Consider the following 24402-nt stretch of genomic DNA (forward strand, 5'->3'; position numbering starts at 1 on the left):
AAGTCGTCACATGAAGCTCCATGATTTGTCACTGTTTCGTCAGGCCTGTCCCGTCGCGGGCAATTGGATAGAGGCGAAGGATCATCAGGCGACAACCATCCGCAATCCGGCCACAGGCGAGGCACTCGGCTCGGTTCCGGATCTGGGTGCTGCTGAAACAGAGGACGCCATCCGCGCCGCCGTCATCGCTCAGAAGCTCTGGGCAAAGAAGACCGCGGGGGAGCGCTCCACCACATTGAAGGCATGGTACCGCCTGATGATCGAAAATCTCGATGACCTGGCGATGATCCTGACATTGGAGCAGGGAAAACCCCTGGCCGAGGCCAAGGGGGAAATCGCCTATGGCGCGAGCTTCATCGAATGGTTCGCCGAAGAGGCGAGGCGCATCAACGGCGAGACCATACCCGGCCATCAGCAGGACAAGCGGATCCTTGTCCTGCGCCAGCCTGCAGGCGTTGTCGCTGCCATCACGCCCTGGAACTTTCCAAATGCCATGGTGACCCGCAAGGTCGGCCCGGCGCTTGCCGCCGGCTGCGCGGTCGTGCTCAAGCCGGCGCCGCAGACGCCTTTTTCCGCAATAGCGCTTGCCGTTCTTGCTGAGCGCGCGGGCCTGCCACCGGGCCTCCTCAACATCGTCACCGGTGATGCCGCCGCAATTGGCGGGACGTTGACTGCAAGCCCAGCCATCAGGGTTCTGACCTTCACCGGTTCCACGCGCACGGGCGAACTGCTTTACCGGCAATGCGCGCCGACGATCAAGAAGCTCGGCCTCGAGCTTGGCGGCAATGCCCCATTCATCGTATTTGACGACGCGGATCTCGACGCTGCAGTCGAGGGGGCGATCATCGCCAAGTTTCGCAACAACGGGCAAACCTGCGTTTGCGCCAACCGGCTGTATGTCCAGGATGGTGTCTATGAAGCTTTCGCAGCCAAGCTCGCCGCTGCGGTTGAAAAACTGAAGGTCGGCAACGGGCTGGATCAAGGTGTCGTCCTTGGCCCGCTGATCGACCAGAACGCCGTCCTCAAGGTTGAGGCGCATATTCGCGACGCGTTGGACAAGGGCGCCCAGGTCCTCTCAGGCGGCAATCGTCATCCTCTTGGCGGCAATTTCTTTGAGCCGACAGTCCTTCGCAACGTTAACGGCAGCATGCAGCTTGCCAGTGAGGAGACCTTTGGGCCAGTCGCGCCGCTCTTCCGCTTCCGCGACGAAAGCGACGTCATCGAACTGGCAAATGACACCGAGTTCGGGCTCGCCTCCTATTTCTATGCGCGCGATTTATCGCGCGTATTCCGGGTGGCGGAAGCGTTGGAATACGGAATGGTCGGCGTCAACACCGGTCTGATTTCCACCGCTGAGGCGCCTTTTGGCGGCGTGAAAATGTCCGGTTTGGGTCGGGAGGGCTCACGCCACGGCATCGACGAATATACCGAGCTGAAATACGTCTGTTTGGGCGGCATATAGTCTCTTTTGCAGGAAGCGGAGGCCCCTGTTCCACAGGGAAGGTTCCTCAGCGTTGCACTACGGCGGCTCGATGGAATTGATTGTCATGCCAGCTAAAGCGTCAATTTCAGCTCGCGGTAGTGTTCCGTCAATCTCGCCAGGTTGAAGGCCTTGTTGAGCCCGCTTGGATTTGGAAGCACCCAGATTGAAACGCCCGCAAATTCGTCCGGCTGCCTGCCCCATTCGACATGCGTTCGGAGGCTGATCGCCGCGTATGCTGCCTTTCCCAGAAAGGCGAGATTTGCCGGTGCGAAGTTTCTTATCTTGCTTTCCAGTGCAGGAGCCGCGTTGACGTAATCGTGGTTCTTAAGCTCACTGGCGCTTTTGGTGGGCCGTGAGACCGCCGATGTCAGGCCCAGGCCATATGTCAGCATCTCGCGCTCTTCGTCCGCCCGCAGCAGGCGGGGTGTAAATCCGGCGAGATGCAATACACGCCAAAAGCGGTTGCTTCGGTTCGAGAAGTTATGGCCGTCCCGAGCAGCGGAAAGGGCTGGATTCAACCCGCAGAAAACCACGGAGAGGCAAGGCGCAAGGATTTCCGCCAGCCCGCCCGCCTGCATTGCGGCGTCGACTGGATCATGCGTGTCCTTGGCTGAAGTATTTTCTTGCATACCAAACTTCGCTTTGGAAATGACGGTGGAGACGGGGGTGCGTGCGGCGCCGTCAGCAAGTCTACCGGCAAATTGTCGTCATTGTGGCAGGCAGCGGTGTCTGGCATTGCCCTTCAAGCCTGGCGTCAAACTACGATTGGACAGCTTCCCAAAAGAAGCTATCTTCAAGGTCTTCTTCCAATTCGGTAAGCCCCGACCGGTCGATCCGCCAACCAGCACGGACGTTCATCCATGACCAAAGGCTCTGATCTCTTAGTGGCCGCACTTGAGAATGAAGGTGTCGACCGCATTTTTGGCATTCCCGGCGAAGAGAACCTTGACGTTGTCGAGTCCATCCGCAAATCGTCAATCCAGTTGGTACTCACCCGGCATGAACAGGCAGCCGCCTTCATGGCAGCGACCTACGGCCGCCTGACGGGAAAGCCGGGAGTGTGCCTGACGACGCTTGGACCGGGTGCCCTGAACCTTTCGACGGGGGCGGCATATGCGTTGCTCGGTGCGATGCCGATGGTGATGATCACGGGTCAGAAGGGTGTCCTCTCGTCTCGTCAGGCGCGATTCCAGGTGGTCGACGTCGTTGCGTCGATGAAACCGCTTACCAAGCTGGCGCGGCAGATCGTGTCACCGCAGATGATCCCCACGATGGTCAGGGAAGCGTTCAGGATCGCGCAGGAAGAAAGACCAGGACCCGTTCATCTCGAGCTTCCAGAAGACATCGCAGCCGAAGAATGCCCGGAAATGGCACTCATCGCGCCGCATCAGCTCGAACTGCCGACCGCAAGCGACGCGGCGCTGGACCGCGCCGCCGCTCTCATCACTGCAGCCAAGCGTCCGCTTCTGATGTTTGGAGCTGCAGCCTCGCGCCCCCGCTCGACGTCAGACATCGCGCAATTTGTGATACGAACCCGCATCCCCTTCTTCACGACGCAGATGGGGAAGGGAACGGTTCCGGGCGGTACCGAGCTCTACATGGGCACCGCCGCGCTTTCTGAACGCGATTATGTGCACGAGGCGATCGAACAGGCCGATCTCATCATCACCATCGGCCATGACACAATCGAAAAACCGCCGTTCATCATGGGCAAGGACGGTCCGCATGTGGTCCATGTCGGATATCAGCCCGCCACCGTCGAACAGGTCTATTTCCCGCAAGCAGAAGTTATCGGAGATATCGGCCCATCGCTCAAGGCGCTGGCGGATCGCCTCGAGGGCAAACTGCCGAACGCAGAGGCTCTTCTTCATCTGCGGGAGCGCATTCTCGAACGCATCGCGGCGCGGGCGACGGAAGATCGTTTTACGCCCCAGCGCTTGGTCCATGATATCCGGGAAGTGATGCCGCATGATGGTATCCTTGCGCTCGACAACGGCATGTACAAGATATGGTTTGCCCGCAACTACCGGACGCGGATGGCGAACACGCTGTTGCTGGACAACGCTCTTGCAACCATGGGGGCTGGACTTCCATCGGCGATGGTTGCCTCGATGCTTTATCCCGAGCGGCGCGTCATGGCGATCTGTGGCGACGGCGGCTTCATGATGAACTCCCAGGAACTGGAGACTGCCGTCCGGTTGAAGCTCAACCTCGTCATCCTCGTGATCGAGGACAATGCCTACGGAATGATCCGCTGGAAGCAGGCCGTGGACGAGTTCCCGGATTTCGGAATGACGTTCGGCAATCCGGACTTCGTGAAATATGCCGAATCCTACGGTGCCAAGGGAATCAGGGTAGATGACATCGACCAGTTCAAACAGGCTCTCGAAGATGCATTCTCTGGATCTGGCGTTCATCTGGTGAACGTCCCGGTCGACTACTCGGAAAATGAGCGTGTGCTGGTTAAGGAGCTTCGCGAACGGCTCCCTGCAATATTGGAGGGATGAAATGTCGCTCACCTGAGGGGCGTCAGGCAGACTTCAGGTGATCGAAAATGTGGGGCCGGAGGTTACCGAAAGGCCGCCGGAGCCACTTTCGGGGACAAGAGGAAGAACGATTTCCGCCACCAGACCATTCGGCACTCGATCCAGCAAGGTTAGTTTCCCGCCATGTCCTTTCCTGATGATGCCTTCCGCTGTCGGGAGGCCGAGGCCAAAACCGCCTCCCGCTCCGGTCGTGCGAGCCTCGTCCGCTTTGAAAAAGGGCTCCAGCACCCGGGTCTTGAGCTCATCCGTCAAGCCCGGACCATTGTCGCTCACCCTTATAAATATCCCGTCATCGCCGGCATCCTGCAATTCGATGTCGATTTGCGTCGCATAGCGGGAAGCGTTTTCAACCAGATTGGATATTGCTCTCGTAAACGAGGGTCTGCACATATATTTTAGCCGCCGTGGCCCGGAGAACCGGACATCGATGCCGGTTTCCGAGAAATCCGTTGCAATCGTTTGCAGCAGGCTGGACAGGTCCACTTTTCGAGACGGTACGTTGTGGATCGCGTTTGTGAGAAACGCCAGACTCTCATCTATCATGCCATCCAGGACCGTCAGATCATGGAGCATCTTGTGCTGAAGCTCGGGCTGCTCGCAGCGCTCCACGCGCATTCGCAATCGCGTCAGTGGTGTCCTCAGATCATGGCTGATCGATGTGAGCATTCGCGTTCGACTTTCCGCCATCTGCAAGATCCGGCTTCGCATAATGTTCAGCGATGCGGCAAGGCTTCGAATTTCAGCGCTGCCTTCCGCTACGAACGGCTTTTCCAGGCTATCATCGGTACTTGCGCGTTCCGCCGCCGCCGTGAAGCGGCCCATGGGCCTGGTGATCAGCCAACTGCTGACATAGGCAAGCACGATCAAGGGAATGACAATTTTCAGAACTCCGCTTGCGACCGCGGGAAAGAACCACAAGGATCTTGGGAAGACCGGCATATGGAAAACAAGAGCCCGCTCCTTATCGACCATCACGATGAGAGGAACGGATTTTTCCTTGTCAAAGAGGTGGCGCAGACTTCCGAGGAAATCATCTTCCAGAGCGCGGCGCGTCCTCTGCAGAATGTCGGCCGATGTCGCTTCTGTCTCATCACGCGGAGAGATCTGGCTTACCGGCAGTTTTTCCACCGGGATCTGCAATCTCGCAGCCAAGCTCAAGGCTGCCTCTTCCTCTGCAGGAGATCGTGCGTCTCGGAATTGGTCGACCACACGCTCGATTCGCCCCGCCAGCAAACCAATCGCGATGCCCTTGTCATGACGGCCGTAGATGAACGGCTCGGTCGTCGCAGCAACCACCGAGACGAGAACGATCAGCAAGAGCGCCAGCACGAGAATCTGACTGCGGATGGAAGCCATGCGGAGACTTTTCACGGCAATTTCTCCACCATTGCTGCGAATAGGTAGCCTCCCAGCCGCACCGTCTTGATGAAAGCCGGGTCCTTGAGGTTCGGTTCGATCTTCTGTCGTATCCGGCTGATATGGACGTCGATGCTGCGTTCGACCGGACCGGCCGATCCTGCGTGCGTCATGGACAGAAGCTGGTCGCGGGTCAGCACCTTGTTGGGATTGGTGCAGAACGCCCAGAGAAGGTCGAACTCGGCGGTTGTCATCGATACTTCATCGCCTTCAGCGTCGAAGAGCTGCCGGCTGTTGGGATCGATGCGCCAGCCGGCAAACGTTAGCGGCCCGGACATCTCTTCTTCTCGCCGGGAAAACGATGCTCGGCGCAAAATGCTTTTGATGCGGGCGATTAGTTCTCGGGAGTTGAAGGGCTTGGTGACGTAGTCGTCAGCACCCAATTCAAGTCCAAGGACGCGATCGATATCCTCCCGCCGTGCGGTTAACATCAAAATGGGGATAGACCTCGTTGCCCGCAGACGCATGCAAATGCTAAATCCATCCTCGCCCGGCAGCATACCGTCAAGAACGATCAGATCGAACCTGTATTGACGGAGCATTTGATCCATCTCGGCGCCATTTGCCACCGCTAAGGCATTGAAGCCGTTGTCTTTGATCAGCTCGACCAGCATAGCTGCGATATCGGCATCGTCTTCAACGATCAGGATATTGGATTGCTCGGAAGGCGCCATTTCAGATACCTTCCCACGGATTCGAGTGAGTGCCTCGAGTCATTTCCGTTTCAGCAATCATTCTGTCTGCGTGGGTCACGCCAGCACTCCAACTAAACATTGCCCTCTCATGGACTGCCGCGATGACGGCACCGTCAATCGCAATATTGATACAGCTCACCGAGTTCCGATGACCGGAAGTTCATGAAGATAGCAAAGGAATTTATGGAGCTGTGTGTGGAAATATTGAGATATATTACGGAGCTTGCTGATCTCGGTGCCAATCAGTGCAAAATCGCGATCCGGTTCCACATGGCCAAGAAGCGATCGGATAGCCTTCGGATGCGGCCCCGCAACATAACTTAACATCAAAAGACACTCCGCAATATCGGCCTGGAGCATGGTGCATCGTCACGAGCGGGTCGAGCGTTTCGCATCGCCCTCTCCCTTGCAAAACAAGATGGGGCATCTCCATGCATTTCAGAATATTCGCTTTCGGCGCCGTCGTTCTCTCCCTGGCCACGCCGGCCATGGCTGCCGATATGACCTTGCAGCAGTCTGCGCCGCAGGCGGAGCAGCAGAACTATTCGACCTTTAACTGGTCCGGTTTCTATATTGGTGCCCAGGGAGGATATACTTGGAACAAAGCGACCTATTTGGGCCTGGACCAGAACATCAACAGCGGATCGGCTGGAGCTCATGCCGGCTATAATTTTCAGCACGGAAACATAGTTTACGGCATCGAGAACGACTTCAACTACAACTTCGAAAAAGGCAAGGAAGCAAATCTCGAATGGGATGCCTCCGGCCGTGCCCGTGTGGGCTACGCGCTGGATCAAAATCTGGTTTTCGCGACGGCTGGTCTTGCAGCGGCAGGCGGCAAGGTCGATGTCCCCGGAGCCGGCAAAAAGGATGATATCCTGATCGGCTGGACGGCAGGTGGTGGCATCGAGCATGCGTTTACCGACAATATCCTCGTGCGCGCCGAATACCGCTATTCTGATTTCGGGAACCAGGATTTTGGCTCTGAAATCGGAAAAGTCAACGCCGACCAGCAAAAGATTACCTTTGGCGCAAGCTACAAGTTCTGAGAGAACTGCTTGGAAGATTTTCCAGTCGCTGCTTCGCCCAGTTTCCATGGGCGAAGACGGTAGAAATCGAGCTACCGGTATATGGCACAAATCTTGATGAAAGAACGGCCGGCAAACTTCAGCGCGAAGGTGATAACCTGACTGCTCAAGTTGCCGACAGATAGAAACGACCGAGTTTAAGCCGCTGCCGTCATTTTTGATCAGACGGTAAGCAGGTCGCTCGTCGTATCATCCTGGTAGTTTGAGCCAAACAGCGAGCCAAAGTCCGGAAGCTGCGGTGGCTGCGCCTTCATCGAGCTCTCAAGCTGGCTCTCCGTCAGAGAACCCGAGCTTGTCGTATCGAGACTATCGAACAGGGTTGTCGCTTGCTCCTCGCTCACGTCGGACGGACGTGCGGCGACGAATTCCGCTTCGCTGACGCTGCCGTCACCGTCCGTATCCATTGAGGTGAACATGCTGGAGATCTCGCTGTCATCAGGCGTTTCCCCGGAAGGCGGTGGCGGCGGCGGTTCATTGGACTGCATTGCGCTTGCCAACTGGTCTTCCGTCAACGATCCGGTGTTGCTGGTATCAAAGCTTTTAAACAGTGTCGTCGCCTGATCCTCGCTTACATCGGATGGTCTTGCGGCGACGAATTCGGCTTCGCTGATATTGCCGTCACCATCCGTATCCATCGCGCTGATCATGTCGCTCTGGCTGCCATTCGGGCCGGCAGACTGTTGAGTAGCCGAGGAGGTGCTGCTGGAGCTGTCATCCGAGTCCGACGAGGAATCGTCGCCGGAAGCGCCCGACTGCAGGTTGAGCATCATGTTCATGAGCTGCGCAACCAGTTGCTCAGCCGACGATGTCAGGGACTGATCATCCGTCGAAGAAGATGAAGAGGACGACGAGCTTTTGCTGGACGAATTGCTGCCCAGAATCGACGCGATCGAATCGTCCGACGAGGAAGATGTCGAGCCGGATTTTTGATATTGGTAATAACTATTTGATAATACGGATGTAATGCTCGTCAAGGGGGCCTCCAGATGCGAGCGTTGACATGGACTCCGGGTTTTTACGCTTACTGATGTTACTCTTGGCGCCGTGCTGCGTTCGATGAACGCGGTAGCGCATCTTTCGAGATCAATGCAGACGGATACCAAATACTGGAGGCTAAACTTGTTCAGGGTCCTCGTTTGCGCGACTGCGCGACCGGAAGACGGATGAAAAGATAAGCCACGACAGTTGTCGCCATCATGGCGTCTTTGGCAGTCCACGTTCTCGTCTGGTACTCCCCAACGGCCTGAACCTGCACAGGAAAACTTGCGCGAACCTTGTAAAGTCCCGCCGGCACGCCCGTTTCCACCTCCACGAGAGCGAGGACCACATCAGATTGCCAAGCCGAGTTTTCGGGAAACAAATTTCAATAATTCGGTACACACAGAAACATCGAATCTCCCTAGATTCCGTGCGGCATGCGCGGCGGAAAAGGGATATTTGGCGAATGACGGAAAATCGGCTTGTCTTCATAGCCACCCCTTGTTTCGGGGGCATGGTCGCCAAGGACTATATGCAATCCATCATTTCCCTGATGCAGGTCGGCGGGCAGTTTGGCGTGCAATTGACGCTGGCGCTGCTCGGCAACGATGCGTTGATCACCCGCAGCCGCAACACGCTCGTCTCGCATTTTCTCAATGATACTGCGGCGACTCATATGCTGTTCATCGATGCGGACATCAGCTTCGAACCGGAGCAGGTGATGCGGCTGCTGGATGCCGACAAGGATGTGGTCGCCGCCATGTATCCTATCAAGGACTACGACTGGGGCAATGCTGCCAAGGCACCTCTGCGGAATGCTGAAACTCTGGCGGAAGCGGCATTGCATTATGTGGGCACCCCGCTGACCGGTCCCTACGCTGAATGGGACGGCGATTTCGTCACCGCGATCTATGCCGGCACCGGCATGCTTCTCATCAAGCGCGCCGTCATCGAAAAGATGATCGCCGCCTATCCCGGGCTGCGCTACGACGCGATCCACGCCTATCCCGGCACCAAACGCTCGCCGACCACGCAATATGCGCTGTTTGAATGCCTTATCGAGGAAGAAACCGGCATCTATCTCAGCGAGGACTTTGCCTTCTGTCATCGCTGGCGTGCTCTTGGCGGAGAGATCTGGCTCGATACCGGCAGCAAGCTCAGCCACACCGGCGCCCATCGTTTCGCCGGCAATCCTCAGCCGCGCTACGAAACCTTAAAGGCCTGAAGAAGCGGGACTTGCGATAAATCGCTGAACGATCCGTCGACTAACCCCATGTCTGGCCGGCAATGAGGGCTGGTCAGCTCTTTCTTCGCAGCATCATCATAAGAAAAGGCGCGCCGACGAGGGCCGAGACGAGGCCGGCGGGTATCTGGTATGGCCAGACGATGGTACGGCCGATGAAGTCGGCAAGGACCATCAGCGCGCCGCCGATGGCAGCCCCTCCCGCCATTTGCGGCAGCGCGCGGACAAGCCCCGCTTCCCGTGCCAGATGAGGCCCCATGAGGCCGACGAATGTCAGGGGGCCGACGCTCAATGTCGCTGCCGCGCTCATCAGCCCGGCAAGTCCGAAGAGCAGGAAACGGGACTTGCGGACCGGAATACCGACGGCGAGCGCCGGCGATGGACCGAGCGGTAGGATATCCAGCCAGCGCCGGGCAAGGAAAGCCGCCGCGGTCAGAATTGCGGCCGCAATGGTAACGGTCGCGGCGGAACGGCCGTCGACGCCGTAGGTCGAACCGCTCATCCAGCGCATCAGGAGAACGGCGCGCGGATCGCCCGTAGAGCTCAGGACGCCGACAATGGCATCGACCATGGCGCTCAAGGAGATGCCGGCCAGCAGGACACGCTCCGGCGCCAGTCCCGTGCGCATGGAGCTGAGGAGAATCACGGCCAGAACGACAAGCGCGCCAATGGCCGCGAAGGTCAATTGTCCGGCCAATCCAGGAACGAAGATGAAGACGGCGATGGCGACGCCGAAGGTCGCGCCTGCGCTGATGCCCAACACTTCCGGGCTCGCCATCTCGTTGCCGGTGATTCTCTGGAGAATGACGCCCGCGACGGCGAGCATTGCGCCGGAGGAGAGGGCGGCAAAGACCTTAGGCAGCCGCATCGGGATAATCTCGCCAAAGAGCGCCGCATGCGGGAGGCCCCAGCTTCCATCGATGCCGCGTCCGACGAACACAGCGACGACGAGCGCCACGAATAACAGGCAGAGTGCGACGGCAAGCGGGTTCGTTCCGGCCGGTGCCCATGAACGCGCGCGTTCTTTCATCTGCAACGCCCGATGCCGGACCTTCAGCCGGGGAAGCAGCAGTAAAAGCAGCGGCGAGCCGAAGATCGCCGTCACCGCACCGGTGGGCAAGAATTCTCCCAATTCACCGGCAACGAGCTGGATGACGGCGTCAGCAATCAGCAACAGCCCCGCGCCGATCAAGGGCGACCACAACAGCAATTGCTGCGGTCGCCGCGCCCCGGAAAGCCGGGCAATCGTCGGCGCGACCAGACCAATGAAGCCGATAACCCCGACCGCGCTGGTTACAATTGCGGCAAGCGCGACCGCACCACCAACGACGATAAAGCGCAGCCGGACAAGGCGAACCCCGAGGGCCGATGCCGTGCCTTCGCCGAGATCGAGAAGGGAGAGCGGCCGCATGACGAGCGCGCAGATAATGGCGATGATCGCCGTCTTCCAGAGAAGCGACACTGGAATGACCCAACTCTGCTGCGCAAGCGATCCCGCGCCCCAGATGAAGAGGCTGACGAGATAACGCTCGTTCAGGAGGGTGAGGATCGCCGACAGGGCGCCGCACCATAGGCTGATGACGAGACCCGACAACACCAGCGAAAAGGGTGAGAAGCCGCGCCGCGCCCCGAGGCTCATGACGATGCAGGCGACGACCGCACTTCCCCCGAGCGCGACCAGATCCCGGCCCAGTCCCAGCAAGCCCGGAAAGAACAAGGTCGTGACGACCAGCGCCAGATTGGCACCGGCGGAAATTCCGAGTGTCGTCGGATCGGCAAGGGGATTGCGCAGAACCTGCTGGAGGAGAGCGCCGGCCAGCGAAAGCGCCGCGCCGGCGAGCAGCGCCGTCGCAAGGCGAGGGAGCGTCGAATAGAAAAGGACCATTCTCGGCACGTCATAGCCAGCCTGGTTTTTCGCTTCGAGCGAATGGGCGACGAGCAACCATGAGAGGAGGGCACCGACGCCGAGAAGCACCAGCGCCACGATTGCGGGTCCGAATGCGAACCTTCCAAAAATCCTGTTCATTCCTTGGGATCCAAAAGGTCGGTCAACAGGCGGGCGAACCGCATCGCCTCATTGACCATGCCGAACATCAAAGCAGGGGGAAGGATCGAGAGATGTCCCGGCCGGGCAAAAGGCAGGCTTTGCCAAAGAGGGCTTTGCATGATTTTAGGCAGGACATCAGCAGGTATCGGCTCGAAGGCGACCAGACGCGCATCGGGATCGGCGACGCGGGAGAGATTCTCGATCGCGATCGTCTGGAAACCCCAATAATTCGATTCCTCGGTCCAGGCGTTTCGCACGCCGATGCGCTCGAGAACGTTATGATAGAGACCCGGGCTCGCATAGATTCGGGCATGGCGCGCGTCCATGAAGTTGACGAGCGCAACGGGAGGAGGAGATTTCGCGGCAAGACGGGCGCGGCATTCGGCAAAGAAAGCATCCGCACGCGCGAGAAAACCTTCTGCCTCCGCGTCCTGGTCGATCGCAGTCCCGAGTTTTCTTGTCGCCGCGATGGCCGCCGGCAGTATCGGGCCAATGCCGGGCGCGTAGATCTCGAAGCGGACGACCTTTGCCACCTGCTTTAGCTTCGGCAGGAGTTCGTCGAGATAGGGTGTCGTCAGAATGATATCCGGCTTGAGGGCAACAAGGAGTTCGAAATTGACCTCCCACGAGCTGCCAAGGTTCACGACGGATTGGGGCATTGCCGGCTCGACTACCCATTTATCCCAGTCGGCAAGATCGGAAACTGCCAGCGGCACGACGCCAAGCGACAGAAGCGTCGATGCGAGACCGTAGTCGAGGCTGACGATCCGCGGTGCGGATTGCGCAAAAGCGGGGGCATTGCCCGCCACCGCCACGGCCGCCATTGTTCGCAGCATGGCCCGACGTGACAGCGCGGAAAAGGAAAAGGGATCAGCAGGCATAGGCGAGCGGATAGCCGGTCTTCGGCGCGGCGATGACATCCATGTCGATGCCGTAGATTTCCTGCAGTCGCTCACGCATCAGGATCTCATCCGGCTTTCCGCTGGCGACGACGCGACCACGTTTTAGTGCGCAGATGCGATCGCAGAAGCGAGCAGCCATGTTGATGTCGTGAAGGACGATGATCACGCTGAGGCCCTTTTCATGGGAGAGCCTGCGCACCAGCGACAGGACCTCGATCTGATGGGCAATGTCGAGAGCTGCGGTCGGTTCATCCAGCAACAGGCACTCGGTATCCTGCGCGACCAGCATGGCGAGCCATGCTCGCTGCCGTTCGCCGCCGGAAAGCGTTGCCACGGTGCGGTCTGCCAGAGGTTCGAGATGCGTCAGGGCAAGCGCTTGCTCCACCTTTTCCCCATCTGTCCTGGAGAAGCGCCCAAGAGGGCCATGCCAAGGATAGCGCCCGCAGCGTACCAGCTCCCGAACCGTCATGTCGGCGCTGGCGCTCACATCCTGCGGCAGATAGGCGACCGAGCGCGCAAAGGCGCGTTCCGGAAATGACCTGATATCCCGCCCGGCATAGCTCGCCGAACCCGCCGTCGGTAGGATCTGCCGGCCGAGGATTTTCAGCAGGCTGGATTTTCCCGAACCGTTATGCCCGACAAGCGCGACGAACTCACCTTTTGGAAACGACAGATCAACATCGCTTAGGATGTCGTTTCCGTCGATCGAAAGCCGAATGCGATGCGCTGCGAACGCCTCGGTCGAGGCAGTTGCGCCAGCTATGTCGTTGTGATTTTCCACGTGTCGTCCCTCGCGGCAAGGTGCTGTCGGTACTAAAGATGACTTGTGTTATCAAGTATTATTTTCTGCCTCTGCGATCCCTGCTTAACACGTCTCGCCTGCCTTTTCAGCGAAGCGTGGGGCATTGGATTTTTAAGTTGACTCTTTTGGTTATGTTTATATTTTGCGCGCAACGCAGGTGGATCGCCGGGGACCGCTGCTCCGCTGCGTGACCAGAAAATGACAGACAGGAGTGGCTTTGCATGGTGATCATCCGGCAGGCAGGATTTCGCGCGTCCTTAAACTGCGCGGATGGGCGTCGTGTAACGAAACATCTGATTGCCAGCAGTGCTTTGACAGCCGTTTCCTTGGCCTTGGCGCCGGCGGCTTGGGCGCAGGATTCCGCAACCGAACTTCCGAAGATCGTCGTGGTCGGCAAGTCCAACCGCGCAATCGGTCCTGATGCCACCATCGTTGCCAAGGAGACGACCACCGGCACCAAGACGGACACGCCGATCATCGATGTCCCGGCGGCCGTTTCGGTCGTAACGGGAAAGGAACTTGAAGAGCGCCACGTCGATAACCTGCAACAGGCCGTGGCCTACACGGCAGGCGTCCTCTCCGACGAGTTCGGCAATGACGACCGTTATGATTATTTCCGTATTCGCGGCTTCGACCAGACGGCGCTCGGCACCTATCGCGACGGTCTCGCGGCCCGCGTTCCCGCCTGGTATACGGCGAGCCGCCTGGAGCCCTATGGCCTGCAGCGCGTGGAAGTACTGAAGGGATCGACCTCGACGCTTTTTGGTCTCAACGCTCCGGGTGGTCTCATCAATGCGATCACGAAGCGGCCGCCAGAGGAAAAGCAGGGTGAAGTCTACACATCCTTCGGCGACGGAACCAAGGAGGTCGGGACCGACTTCGGCGGGCCGCTCGATGCCGACGGCGTCTGGAGTTATCGGTTTACGGCGCTCGCCAAGGATGGAGACCTTGGCTGGGATTATTCCAAGGACGATCGTCTCTATATCGCGCCGGCTCTGACCATCAAACCCGAGGAAGGAACGTCGCTCACCATTCTGACCGACTACTACAAGCGGAATGGAACCGGCGCGCGCGGTTTTCCGGCCGGTGCCAACCTCAACATCAATACCTTCCTGGGCGAACCGGATTTCAACCGCTTCAACACCCGCCAAAGCGATATCGGCTACCAGTTCGAGCATGAAATCAGCGACGGCCTGACCTTCCGCTCCAATGCCCGCTACACGCATCTCAGCCTCGACTATGCCGAGGTTTATGGAGCCTCCCTCGATCCGACTGCCGACCGTCAGGCCTTCTCGGTGGATGGCTTGTCGAACCGCTACGTGATCGACAACCAGCTTCAATACGATACGGGTTGGAATGCTTTCGACAGCAAGACGCTTGTCGGCATCGACTATGCCAACGACAACACCCGCGAAAACATCCAATATGGCACAGCCGGGCCGATCGACATCTACAATCCGGTCTACTGCGGTCTCTCCTGCATTAATCCCAATCCCTTCGTAAACTGGCGCGTCAAGCAGCAGGCCGTCGGGCTCTATGCGCAGGAGCAACTGACCTTCGACGATCGCTGGATCGCCACGCTTGGCGGGCGCTGGGACCATGTCCACACGACCGCGGATTACGTTGACCTCGGCACTAGGGACGACAATACCGAATCCGCATTCACTAAGCGCGCCGGACTGACCTACAAGATCAATTCCAATCTTGCCGCCTATGTGAATTATTCTGAAAGCTTCCAGCCTCTCGTGACGCCATCCGCCAATGGCTATGCATTGAGCGGTTCGCTCAAGCCTCAGCGGGGCGAGCAGTATGAAGTCGGCCTGAAATATCAGCCCGACAATTTCGATGGACTGTTCAGCGCCGCCCTGTTCGATCTGACGCAGACCAATGTGCCGACCTACGTGACGCCGCTCATTCAGGAGCAGATCGGCAAAGTGGGCGTGCGCGGCATCGAGCTGGAGGGCAAGGCGGCCCTGAACGATCGTGTCAACCTTACGCTGGCTTATTCCTACTGGGACGCCGAGATCCGTGAAGATGGAACGGGCGGAAATATCGGCAACAGGCCACAGCGCGTCCCGAAACATCTTGCCTCGGCCTGGCTCGACTACACCATCCCCGGCGAAGGGCAGCGCGGCGATCTGACCCTCGGCGGCGGTGTCCGCTATATCGGGCAGACCTATGGCGACGACGCCAACACGGTCTCCGTCGGGGGATATACCGTGTTTGACGCGGCGGTCACCTACAACGTGACCAAGAACGTCAGGCTTGCGGTCAACGCCACAAATCTCTTCGACCGCAAGTATGTCGCGACCAGCTACTATGGGACCGAGTACTACGGCGATCGACGCAAGGTCATTGGAACACTGAAATATACTTGGTGAGACATTGAGCGAGCGATTGAATTCCGCCCAAGCCTCATCGAAGCAACCGATACCGTCCGCATCAAAGGATGCGGACGGCGAGCGCGATCTCGGTGCGCTGTTGGTCCACCATGGCGGAGAGAAATACGGTTTCTGCCGCGGGAAATTCTTGCTGGACGCGCCGGCAGGCTGCGATGTCATCGCGTGCTCGGCGCTTTGCGAAGCAGATTGCTTCAACAGCATCATCGACCGATACGGGGCGAAATTTTTGCCGGCCGATCGCCGCGCCATCGTGTCGCTCTGGACCCTTTATTACTTCAGCATCTTGACCATCAACACGGCGCTCGCATGGCTCGAGCTGCGACGCTGTCTGCCGGTCTCGCTTGACGAGGTCTCGCTATGCCTCGACCGGGAAACGGCAACGCCGGTATCGTTTCTTCTGCCCAATCTCGGACAGGTGCGGGAACTCGACATACACGCCGCAATAAGACCCCTTGTGCGGCAGCACATAGAACCCTTGGCCAATGCGATTTCCCATCATGCCCATCTAAGCGGCAAGCTGCTCTGGGGAAATGCGGCTGGCTATCTCGATTGGATCATCGATGAAACGGGCCGTCAAAGCGCTCCCGCATTGGCTGAGGAAGGGGCGCCGCTGTTTTCCGATCCCACGTTTCCTGATGGCGAGAAGAACCCGTTATGTGGTACCCTGCGCAGCATGCAGGACGAGAGTGGCCTTCCATTCAAACGCCGCAAAGTCTGTTGCTTGCGCTACTGCCTTCCGGATATCGGCGGATGCGGCCTGAGCTGTCCGCTGCCGCAGGGACGGCAATAGACCGGAAGCAACATTGCTGCCTGCACCGTTGCGATAGACTGAAGCCGTCCCAAAACCATGCTTCCCCGTGGCGATATAAAGGTGGCATTGTGGAGGACGTGCGTCTGGTCGACCGGCAGTTCGGCATCACCGCCGTCCGAAAGCGCAGCACAAAGATTTACGTCAGCCGGCAGTCATATCTGCAACAGCGCCGTTCCTGCGTGAAACCGACGCAAGGGAGCTGCCCCGACCGATGAAATGCTTCCACAAATGGAAAAGCGGCGGTCAGCACCTAGATAATTATGGAGGAGGAGTATGCACTATGAACGTGTTGATTGTCGAAGACGAGGGACTCGTCGCCCTCCAACTTAAGAAAATAGCGGCCGATGCCGGGTTTTCGGTTCTCGGCCCGGCATCCGGCGTTGAGCAGGCGTTGGCCTATGCCAGACGCGCCGATATTGCCTTGGTCGATGTCGGCCTTTCGGAGGGAAAAAGCGGCCCCCAGCTCGCCCGCCGACTGATCGATCGCTTTCATACAACGGTTATTTTCGTAACCGGAATACCCGAGGCGATCCGGCAGGGATTCGGCGGCGCCTTTGCGATTATTCCAAAGCCGTTCAGCGATAAGCAAGTTGCCGACGCCCTGGGTCGTGCCCGCGACATGCGGATGAGGGGAGAAAATCAAATCACGCCTCACGGGGCATGAAGCTGAACGGAGGACGATTGGTTTGACCAGGTGCTTCGACGATCAGAAAGATGGTCGAAGGTCGCTCCGCTGATGTCGCCTGAACCTGATGACTGTATTTGGGAATTTGCTTCCGCGGTGACCGGTGGCGTCAATGGAACCTTTCAACGGTACCGGCATTATCGTCGTTATTCTGCCTATATGGGGGGATGGCGATGAGCATGGAATCAAATTCAGCGCCAGCCTCGGCAAATTTCCTCTCCTTTGTTGGAAATCCAACGGCATTGCAGGTCAGCCAGGACTTCATCGAAAGGCTGCCCGTGGCAATTTACGCCTGCGATGCCGACGGTCGTATCCTCTGGTTCAATTCACTTGCCGCTACTTTATGGGGCCGCTCGCCTCTCATCGGCGATGACAGTGAGAAATATTGCGGCTCATACCGCCTTTACACTGGCGGCCGGCGAATTCGTCGGGACGAAACACCGATGGCAACCGTGTTGCGCACCCGCGCTCCGGTGCATGGTGTCGAAGCAAGAGTCGAGCGGCCTGACGGCTCCTCCATCTGGGCCATGGTTCACATCGACCCGGTGGAAGACGAAACAGGCAAATTGATCGGCGCCATCAACTGTTTCCACGAAACCACAGCCCTTCATAACGCGAACGAAGATCTCTCCGAATTTTTTGAGAACAGCGCCGTCGGTCTGCATGTCGTAGCCGATGACGGAGTGATACTCCGCGCCAACCAGGCCGAACTCGCCATGCTTGGCTATGCCGAAGGCGAATATGTTGGCCACAATATCAAGGACTATCATCTCGATCCGTCAGTCATCGGTGACATTCTCGATTGCCTGCGCAATCACCGGCCGATCAGCCAGTATCCCGCCAAGTTGCAGGCAAAGGATGGCTCGGTCCGCCATGTATTGATAACGTCGAACGGCCGCGCCCGCGATCGGAGAGCAACCGGCACACGCTGCTTTATGATCGACGTCACCGATCGGGCCGAGGCCGAGGCTCTTCTCCACGAGCAGGAGCGCAGGCTTGCAACCACTTACGAGCATGCCGGTAGCGGCATCGCAGAGATCGATGCCGGCGGGCGACTATTGCGCGTCAACTTGCGGCTTTGTGAATTGATGGATTTGACCGCCGACCAGCTCATCGGCCGGTCGATCTTTGACGAGACGTTTTCTGAGAATGTCGAGCATGATCGTGAGCAGTTTCAGCGTCAGGTCGCCGGCAACATCGATCGATACTCCGTCGAGAAGCGGATTTTACGAAAGGATGGCAGCTCCTTCTGGACCTCGGTTACCTCATCGAGCGTTCGCGACGCGGACGGACGCTTTCTCTATGCGGTGCGCGTCCAGCACGACATAACCGAGCGCAAGCAGGTGCAGGAGGAGCTCGCCGCCCGCATCCAGGAGCAGGCGGCACTCTACCGGCTCACAGACAGGTTGCAGCATGCGCGATCCCTTGGTGATGTCTACGAACTGGCTCTGGATGCCATTCAAGAGGCGTTGCGGTGCCAACGCTCATCGATCCTTTTGTACGACAGCGCCTCGATTTTGCAATTCGTGGCTTGGAGGGGGTTGTCCGACGCCTATCGTGCGGCTGTTGAAGGCCATTCGCCTTGGAAAGCGAATGAGGAAAATCCGCAGCCCATCTACATTGCGGACATCAGGCGGGCAGCGCTCCCGGAATCTTTGAAGAAAACCATACTCGCTGAAGAGATACGGGCTATGGCCTTCATTCCCCTGCTGGATAGTGGAAAGCTTGTCGGGAAGTTCATGGCATATTTCGATAAACCGCATGTCTTCACGAACGGGGAGATCGACATAGGGTTGGCGCTCGCGCGTCAGCTTGCTTTCGGCATCGAGCGAATGCGGGCTCAGAAGGCGGCGCAGCATTTGGTCTCGATCGTCGAATCCTCGCACGATGCGATCGTGAGCAAGAATCTTGATGGCATAATCACCACCTGGAACCGCAGCGCGGAACGGCTGTTCGGCTATGCCGCCAATGAGGTGATCGGCAAATCGATCACCATTATCATTCCGCCGGACCGGATGGATGAAGAGACGGAAATTCTAAGGTGCATCCGCACCGGCGAAATGATCGATCACCTCGAAACCGTGCGACGGCGCAAGGACGGCAGCCTTGTGGATATTTCGCTGACCATATCCCCGGTCCGCGACGCCAAAGGGCGGATTGTGGGAGCCTCCAAGATCGCCCGCGACATTACCGAGCGCAAGGAAGCGGAGACCAGGATTCGAGCGAGCGAACGGCAGCTTCAGGATCTCCTGGCAGCCATTCCGGCGGCGATCTATACGACGGACGCACGGGGTAAGATCACATATTTCAATCAGGCGGCGGTGGAGTTCGCCGGCCGCACTCCGACGCTCGGCAGCGATGCGTGGGCTATCAGTTGGAAGCTCTATTGGCCGGACGGAAAGCCGCTGCCGCATGAAAAGTGCCCCATGGCGATCGCCCTCCAGGAGAAGCGGGCGGTGCGCGGTGTCGAAGCCGTGTCGGAACGGCCCGACGGCACGCGTGTTCCGTTCATTCCCCACCCGACGCCGATATACGACGCGGATGGCAATATTGTCGGCGGCATCAACATGCTGGTGGACATCAGCGAGCGCAAGCAAGCCGAAACACAGCAGAGAATGCTGCTCAACGAACTCAACCATCGGGTCAAGAACAACATGCAAATGCTGCAGTCTTTGCTTTCAAGCGCCGCAAGGCGGAGCCAGAGCGAAGAGGCGCGGCAAATCCTCGAGGATGCGACAGGCCGGATCAGCGCGATGGCGGCTGCCCAACGCGTCTTGTACGATACGATCGATGCGACCAAATTCAGTCTGCCGCAGTTTCTGGATGCCGTCTGCTTTGCCGTGCAACAGACCCTGCCATCATACGCAACAATTACCCGCAAGGCCGATGCCGGCGAGCTTCCCAATGACGCCGCCATGCCACTTGCGCTGATTATCAACGAGCTGGTCACCAACGCCTTCAAGCACGGCGGTGCCGCCGATGCTGATTTTAACGTTCGGGTCTCGCTGCTTCAGGAAGGGGAGGCCGACGTTCTCTCCGTTGAGGATGACGGACCGGGTTTCGAACTGAGTTCGGTGCGTCACAGATCATCCGGCCTTCGGCTGGTTGAAGGCCTTGCCCGCCAGCTCGGCGCCACTTTCACCGTAAGCTCAGGTTCGCCGACGCGCTGCAGTGTCGCGTTTTCGCGAATGGCTGAGAGGCAGGGCTGATCTTGAGTAACGATACCATTCTGATCGTCGAAGATGATTTTTTTATCGCCATGGACGTTGAGGCGACACTGACCGCTGCGGGATATTCGCTCGCGGGCATCGCCTCCTCGGCGGAGGAGGCGATCCGGCTCGCCGTTGCGCGTCGACCGGCTCTGGCGATCATGGACATAAGGCTTTCGGGCAAACGCGACGGCGTGGATGCGGCGCTGGAGCTCTTCAGAGACCACGGTATTCGCTGCATTTTCGCGACGGCTCACGCCGACCACGACATCATCCAACGCGCCGGCCCGGCGTGCCCGCTTGCTTGGCTGCAGAAACCCTATTCGATGCCATCCTTGATCAGCGCGGTTCAGAAGGCTTTGAGCGAGATTGCGTCAAAATCCGACGATCAGGAACCCGGCTAAGCCTCGCGCCGTTGGACGATAACGGGCACGGGCACATCGGCACTATTTGCCATCGCGATACCAGCGCAGCGACAGGCAGGAGAGACCTGCATCGATCCTGCCGATTTCGGCGGTCTTCATCGGTGCAATCCTGTAACCGAGCTTATCGAGCATCTCCAGCGTGCGCGGATAGTCGGAAGGGACCATCAGGACGTCATTGACACGCAGGGCATTCGCCGCCGGCTCTTCGCCTTCCGGAATGATGATCTGCTTGAAATCCTTGAAGACGCCGGAGCGTGCAAGGCGGGCAGTCGAGAGCACGGTTTCCTCGTCCAGCAGCGAGCAGTCGGTCTTGAAATGAAGCACGCCTTCCGGCGTGGCGACCAGTTCGGCTTTGCGGCCGAGCTTGTCTATGCAGCCGGCAAGAGCCTCGGCGCCCGCCCTGTCGGTTCGCGCCGAAAGGCCGATCATGACACCCTTCGGTGTCGTCAGAACATCGCCGCCGTCGACGAACCCGTGACCCGGGAGATCGAGGACGATGTCGAACATGTCACGCAAGGTGGATGCGATGGCCGCTGACTCGCCCGCGCGGCTTGCGGCGCCCGGACGAAGCAGGATCGCACCTTCGGTGAAGACGAGTGCCGGATCCTCGACGAATATGGAATCGGGAAATGCCTCCAGCGCGGATAGGATAGTAACTTTCACGCCAGCGTCGCGCATAGCGGCGATATAGTCGTCATGCTCCGCTTTCACTCCTTCATAAGTCGGGCCGGCATGCTCCCCGGCACGCAGGCCGTCAACGACCGAGCGCGATGGCTCGCGAACGATGGCGGAGTTGAAATGATAAACTGATCTGGGTGAGGACATTTCCAAATACCTTATTGCCGTTCAGAGCGCTTCTACCGTGCTTGCCGATGGTCGTCGACAACACTATCCACGGCCGGCAGGCGGGAATATGCCCTAGCCTCGGCGCTGATGTCATTCGTTGGTTGTGAAATCGTGGCGTCTAACATCTACAAACGCGCAGCTATCGGGGCAAGCGCTCACCCCGGCGGCTAGCTCGTATTTGCGAAGAACGGATCGCTCAAGGATCAATCGTCGATCCGAAACCCGACCTTCATCACCACCTGATAATGCGCGACCGCGCCATCCTTGATGTGTCCCCTGATTTGATCCACCTCGAACCATTCGAGGTTCCTCATAGTCTTCGAGGCGCGCGAAATCGCCGTTTCGATCGCGTCGGTCACCGAGGTCCTGGAACTGCCGATTAGTTCCACTTTCTTATAGACATGATCGTTCACGTCATCCTCCCAGATTCGTGCAGACTATGTTTGGCTTCGAACTCCCGGGCCGCGTTCCTGCGGCCGGCTTACGAGACGTCTGTTATTTCAGATATCTCGCATTCACGATCCGGCAACAGTCGTCCTTTGTCAAACGGTTGGAATCGCGCTTGAAGCAGTCGCCGGGCAGGCCTTCGCTCGGCCGTGATCATCGCCGCCTACGAGGCCTCCCTGAGCGCGCTTACGGCCCAGTTTTTTGCCCAACGTTTCCCCGCTGAGGAATTTTGTAAACCAATGTTTCCGGCAAGAATTTTTGCTGGTTTCGCCAGCGAAAAACCTTCTTTTGGAGAGGAGTTTGTATAAAAGTCTGAAGAAACGGAATATTGCCTATGACTGTGACCACCGCGCCTGACATCTTGATTGTCGACGACGACCACGAAATTCGTGCGCTTCTGAGCCGATATCTCGAGGAGCAGGGCTTTCGTGTCTCGACGGCAAGCGATCTTCGTGGTTGCAACGACGCTCTTAATCGGCGCCCCCCGGATCTCCTCGTTTTGGACGTCATGCTGCCCGATGGATCGGGCCTTGATCTTTGCCGTGATTTGCGAAACCGCCGTCCTCGTGTCCCGATAATTCTCCTGACCGCTCTCAAGGAAGACATTGATCGGATCTTGGGGCTTGAGATCGGCGCGGACGACTATCTCGGCAAACCGTTCAACCCGCGAGAGCTGGCAGCGCGTATTCGGGCTGTCCTGCGCCGGGTAAACGAGGATCCCTCCTCCGAGCCGGAGCAGCGTCGCTTTCTTTTTGCCGGGATGACCCTCGATCCGCAGCTACGCCGCGTCACCAGGGACAACGGCGAGGTTATTTCATTGACCGGAGCCGAATTCGATCTGCTCAAGGCCTTCATCGAACGAGCCGGCCGGCTGCTGTCGCGAGACCAACTGCTCGACTTGACGCAGGGGCGTGATCGCGACCCGGCCGATCGTTCGATCGACGTGCTGATGAGCCGATTGCGCCGCAAGCTGGGGGAAACGGCCGAGGAGCCAGTGTTCAGAACGATCCGAAACGGCGGATATCAGCTCGTTGTCCCGGTGACGGCCGTTAAGGGCGATCCATGAGGTCTCTAGGCGCCCGGCTGGCGATTCTCTTGCTGACGGCTATCGTTCTGGTGGTCATCACCTCGTCTTTTGCAGCAAACCTGGTCATGCGGGGGCCGCGGCCGGAAGCAACCATGGAGCCGATGGCCCATCAACTCTCCATACTTGCAAAGCTCGCGGAAAAAGATAGGGCTTCGGCGATTGCTGCAGGCGTGGTCATAGCTGCTGCTCCGGCAGACGGGCAACCCGATGAACCGCTTTCGGGGTTTCTGATGGAAAGCCTACGCCGAACCGGCGACGTTCGGGTGGCGACCGTGTCCCGCCAACCGACCGGTCCTACGATTGCCTCTCTCTATCTTCCCGATGGCAAGTGGATGGTGATGCCGTTGCCGGAACTCGGCCCGCCGCCCGGAGGATGGAAGATCCTGGCGGGATGGCTCGGCCTCATCATCGCAGGCAGTGTCCTGATTTCAATATTTGCCGCATCGAAGATAATGAAGCCGCTTCGCTTGCTTGAGCGCGCTTCAGCCGAAATTGGTCCAGACGGGACGCTCCCGCATGTTCCGGAAACCGGTCCGGGCGAAATTCGCGTCACGGCACGTGCACTCAACGAACTATCGGCAAGGGTGAAGGCTGCAACCGAGAGCCGGATGCGGCTGGTCGCAGCCGCCGGGCATGATCTAAGAACACCCATGACGCGTATGCGATTGCGCGCCGAATTCATCAAGGACGATGAAGATCGGCTGAAATGGCTCGCCGACCTCGAAGAACTCGACACGATCGCCGATAGCGCCATCGGATTGGTACGCGAGGAAATCTCCAAGGACAGCCTGCAGTGCGTAAGACTCGATACGATCGTGGCAAACATCGTGTCGGAGCTGACGGCGATGCGCATGGCTGTCAAAGCCGGCGAACTGCAGCCCGCGACGATTTGCGCTGGCTCTCTGGCGGTCACAAGGGCTCTGCGCAACCTTTTGATCAACGCCGCAACGCATGGTCAATCGGCAATCGTTACCGTCACTCGCTCCGGCGACAAGGCAATCGTCACAATTGTCGACACAGGGCCTGGCATTCCGGAAGAACGCTTGAGCCAAGTGTTCGAGCCATTTTTTCGGATAGATATTGCGCGGCAGCGGTCTTTCCCGGGGGCTGGCCTTGGCATGGCCATCGCCAAGGAAATCATTTCCAGGTTCGAGGGAGAGATCACCGTGCGCAATCGGCACCCGAGAGGTTTGGAGCAGGTGGTCGCATTCAAGAACCGCAGCGATAGGCCCGCCGCTGGTTGAGAGACCGCCATTGTTCAACGGCGGAGTCCCGTTTCAACGTGGGCGC

Annotated in this window: 20 protein-coding genes; 11 read left to right on the top strand and 9 right to left on the bottom strand. The window is 58.6% G+C overall.

All coding sequences use genetic code 11. From position 1 onward, the window contains the following. Window positions 1–10 precede the first annotated feature (10 nt). Entirely contained in the window at window positions 11–1462 is a 1452-nt protein-coding gene (locus NXC24_RS26545) for an NAD-dependent succinate-semialdehyde dehydrogenase (protein ID WP_104826387.1), read from the top strand. 92 nt (window positions 1463–1554) lie between these two features. Here the strand turns inward: NXC24_RS26545 and mug are convergent, their stop codons facing one another. Then, window positions 1555–2061 carry a G/U mismatch-specific DNA glycosylase gene (gene mug, locus NXC24_RS26550; RefSeq protein ID WP_104827842.1) on the bottom strand — a complete coding sequence of 169 codons (507 nt, stop codon included), beginning with the start codon at window positions 2059–2061 and terminating at the stop codon, window positions 1555–1557. Window positions 2062–2343: 282 nt separating this feature from the next. On the opposite strand from mug, the gene NXC24_RS26555 reads away from it, so the two are divergent. Then, complete coding sequence (locus NXC24_RS26555; RefSeq protein ID WP_104826388.1) at window positions 2344–3990, top strand: acetolactate synthase large subunit; 1647 nt, start codon at window positions 2344–2346, stop codon at window positions 3988–3990. A gap of 33 nt (window positions 3991–4023) precedes the next feature. On the opposite strand, the gene NXC24_RS26560 is transcribed toward NXC24_RS26555, so the two are convergent. Further along, the gene (locus NXC24_RS26560) at window positions 4024–5400 is read right to left on the bottom strand and encodes an ATP-binding protein (protein WP_104826389.1); all 1377 of its coding nucleotides are present in this window, start codon (window positions 5398–5400) and stop codon (window positions 4024–4026) included. Beyond that, window positions 5397–6119, bottom strand: coding sequence for a response regulator transcription factor (locus NXC24_RS26565; protein WP_104826390.1), 723 nt, complete (start codon window positions 6117–6119; stop codon window positions 5397–5399). The genes NXC24_RS26560 and NXC24_RS26565 overlap by 4 nt, the downstream gene beginning before the upstream one ends. Before the next feature lie 452 nt (window positions 6120–6571). Between NXC24_RS26565 and NXC24_RS26570 the strand changes: the two genes are divergently transcribed. Next, entirely contained in the window at window positions 6572–7189 is a 618-nt protein-coding gene (locus tag NXC24_RS26570; protein WP_104826391.1) for an outer membrane protein, read from the top strand. Between the two features lie 200 nt (window positions 7190–7389). Here the strand turns inward: NXC24_RS26570 and NXC24_RS26575 are convergent, their stop codons facing one another. Continuing rightward, window positions 7390–8004 (bottom strand): EF-hand domain-containing protein, encoded by a 615-nt coding sequence (locus tag NXC24_RS26575; protein ID WP_245464159.1) that lies wholly within the window; start codon window positions 8002–8004, stop codon window positions 7390–7392. 668 nt (window positions 8005–8672) lie between these two features. Between NXC24_RS26575 and NXC24_RS26585 the strand changes: the two genes are divergently transcribed. After that, complete coding sequence (locus tag NXC24_RS26585) at window positions 8673–9431, top strand: hypothetical protein (RefSeq protein WP_104826394.1); 759 nt, start codon at window positions 8673–8675, stop codon at window positions 9429–9431. 73 nt (window positions 9432–9504) lie between these two features. Here the strand turns inward: NXC24_RS26585 and fhuB are convergent, their stop codons facing one another. Genes fhuB through NXC24_RS26600 form a run of 3 tightly spaced genes read right to left on the bottom strand, consistent with a single transcriptional unit; the run spans window position 9505 to window position 13161 of the window. Further along, window positions 9505–11475 carry a Fe(3+)-hydroxamate ABC transporter permease FhuB gene (gene fhuB / locus NXC24_RS26590; protein WP_104826395.1) on the bottom strand — a complete coding sequence of 657 codons (1971 nt, stop codon included), beginning with the start codon at window positions 11473–11475 and terminating at the stop codon, window positions 9505–9507. Continuing rightward, a complete protein-coding gene (locus NXC24_RS26595; RefSeq protein WP_245464160.1) occupies window positions 11472–12332 on the bottom strand; it encodes an iron-siderophore ABC transporter substrate-binding protein in 861 nt (286 codons plus the stop codon). Before NXC24_RS26595 ends, fhuB begins: the two co-directional genes overlap by 4 nt. Window positions 12333–12366: 34 nt before the next feature. Continuing rightward, entirely contained in the window at window positions 12367–13161 is a 795-nt protein-coding gene (locus NXC24_RS26600) for an ATP-binding cassette domain-containing protein (RefSeq protein WP_104827843.1), read from the bottom strand. Between the two features lie 260 nt (window positions 13162–13421). Here NXC24_RS26600 and NXC24_RS26605 point away from each other — a divergent pair, with 260 nt between their 5' ends. The 5 genes from NXC24_RS26605 to NXC24_RS26625 all read left to right on the top strand — a co-directional run bounded on the left by NXC24_RS26605 (window position 13422) and on the right by NXC24_RS26625 (window position 20711). Next, window positions 13422–15581, top strand: coding sequence for a TonB-dependent siderophore receptor (locus NXC24_RS26605; RefSeq protein WP_104826397.1), 2160 nt, complete (start codon window positions 13422–13424; stop codon window positions 15579–15581). A 4-nt stretch (window positions 15582–15585) separates the two neighbouring features. Further along, entirely contained in the window at window positions 15586–16392 is an 807-nt protein-coding gene (gene fhuF / locus NXC24_RS26610) for a siderophore-iron reductase FhuF (RefSeq protein WP_158704559.1), read from the top strand. A 301-nt stretch (window positions 16393–16693) separates the two neighbouring features. Continuing rightward, window positions 16694–17077, top strand: coding sequence for a response regulator (locus NXC24_RS26615; RefSeq protein ID WP_104826399.1), 384 nt, complete (start codon window positions 16694–16696; stop codon window positions 17075–17077). 200 nt (window positions 17078–17277) lie between these two features. Beyond that, complete coding sequence (locus NXC24_RS26620; RefSeq protein ID WP_158704560.1) at window positions 17278–20307, top strand: PAS domain S-box protein; 3030 nt, start codon at window positions 17278–17280, stop codon at window positions 20305–20307. Between the two features lie 2 nt (window positions 20308–20309). After that, window positions 20310–20711 (top strand): response regulator, encoded by a 402-nt coding sequence (locus tag NXC24_RS26625; RefSeq protein WP_245464161.1) that lies wholly within the window; start codon window positions 20310–20312, stop codon window positions 20709–20711. 42 nt (window positions 20712–20753) lie between these two features. On the opposite strand, the gene NXC24_RS26630 is transcribed toward NXC24_RS26625, so the two are convergent. Both NXC24_RS26630 and NXC24_RS26635 read right to left on the bottom strand, forming a co-directional pair. Beyond that, window positions 20754–21557 (bottom strand): arginine deiminase family protein, encoded by an 804-nt coding sequence (locus NXC24_RS26630; RefSeq protein ID WP_104826401.1) that lies wholly within the window; start codon window positions 21555–21557, stop codon window positions 20754–20756. 224 nt (window positions 21558–21781) lie between these two features. Next, entirely contained in the window at window positions 21782–21991 is a 210-nt protein-coding gene (locus tag NXC24_RS26635; protein WP_104826402.1) for a dodecin, read from the bottom strand. A gap of 368 nt (window positions 21992–22359) precedes the next feature. Here NXC24_RS26635 and NXC24_RS26640 point away from each other — a divergent pair, with 368 nt between their 5' ends. Both NXC24_RS26640 and NXC24_RS26645 read left to right on the top strand, forming a co-directional pair. After that, window positions 22360–23091 carry a response regulator transcription factor gene (locus NXC24_RS26640; RefSeq protein WP_104826403.1) on the top strand — a complete coding sequence of 244 codons (732 nt, stop codon included), beginning with the start codon at window positions 22360–22362 and terminating at the stop codon, window positions 23089–23091. Then, window positions 23088–24356: an ATP-binding protein gene (locus NXC24_RS26645; protein ID WP_104826404.1), complete on the top strand. Its 1269-nt coding sequence runs from the start codon at window positions 23088–23090 to the stop codon at window positions 24354–24356. Before NXC24_RS26640 ends, NXC24_RS26645 begins: the two co-directional genes overlap by 4 nt. Window positions 24357–24402 lie beyond the last annotated feature (46 nt).

The organism is Rhizobium sp. NXC24 (assembly GCF_002944315.1).
Classification (GTDB): domain Bacteria; phylum Pseudomonadota; class Alphaproteobacteria; order Rhizobiales; family Rhizobiaceae; genus Rhizobium.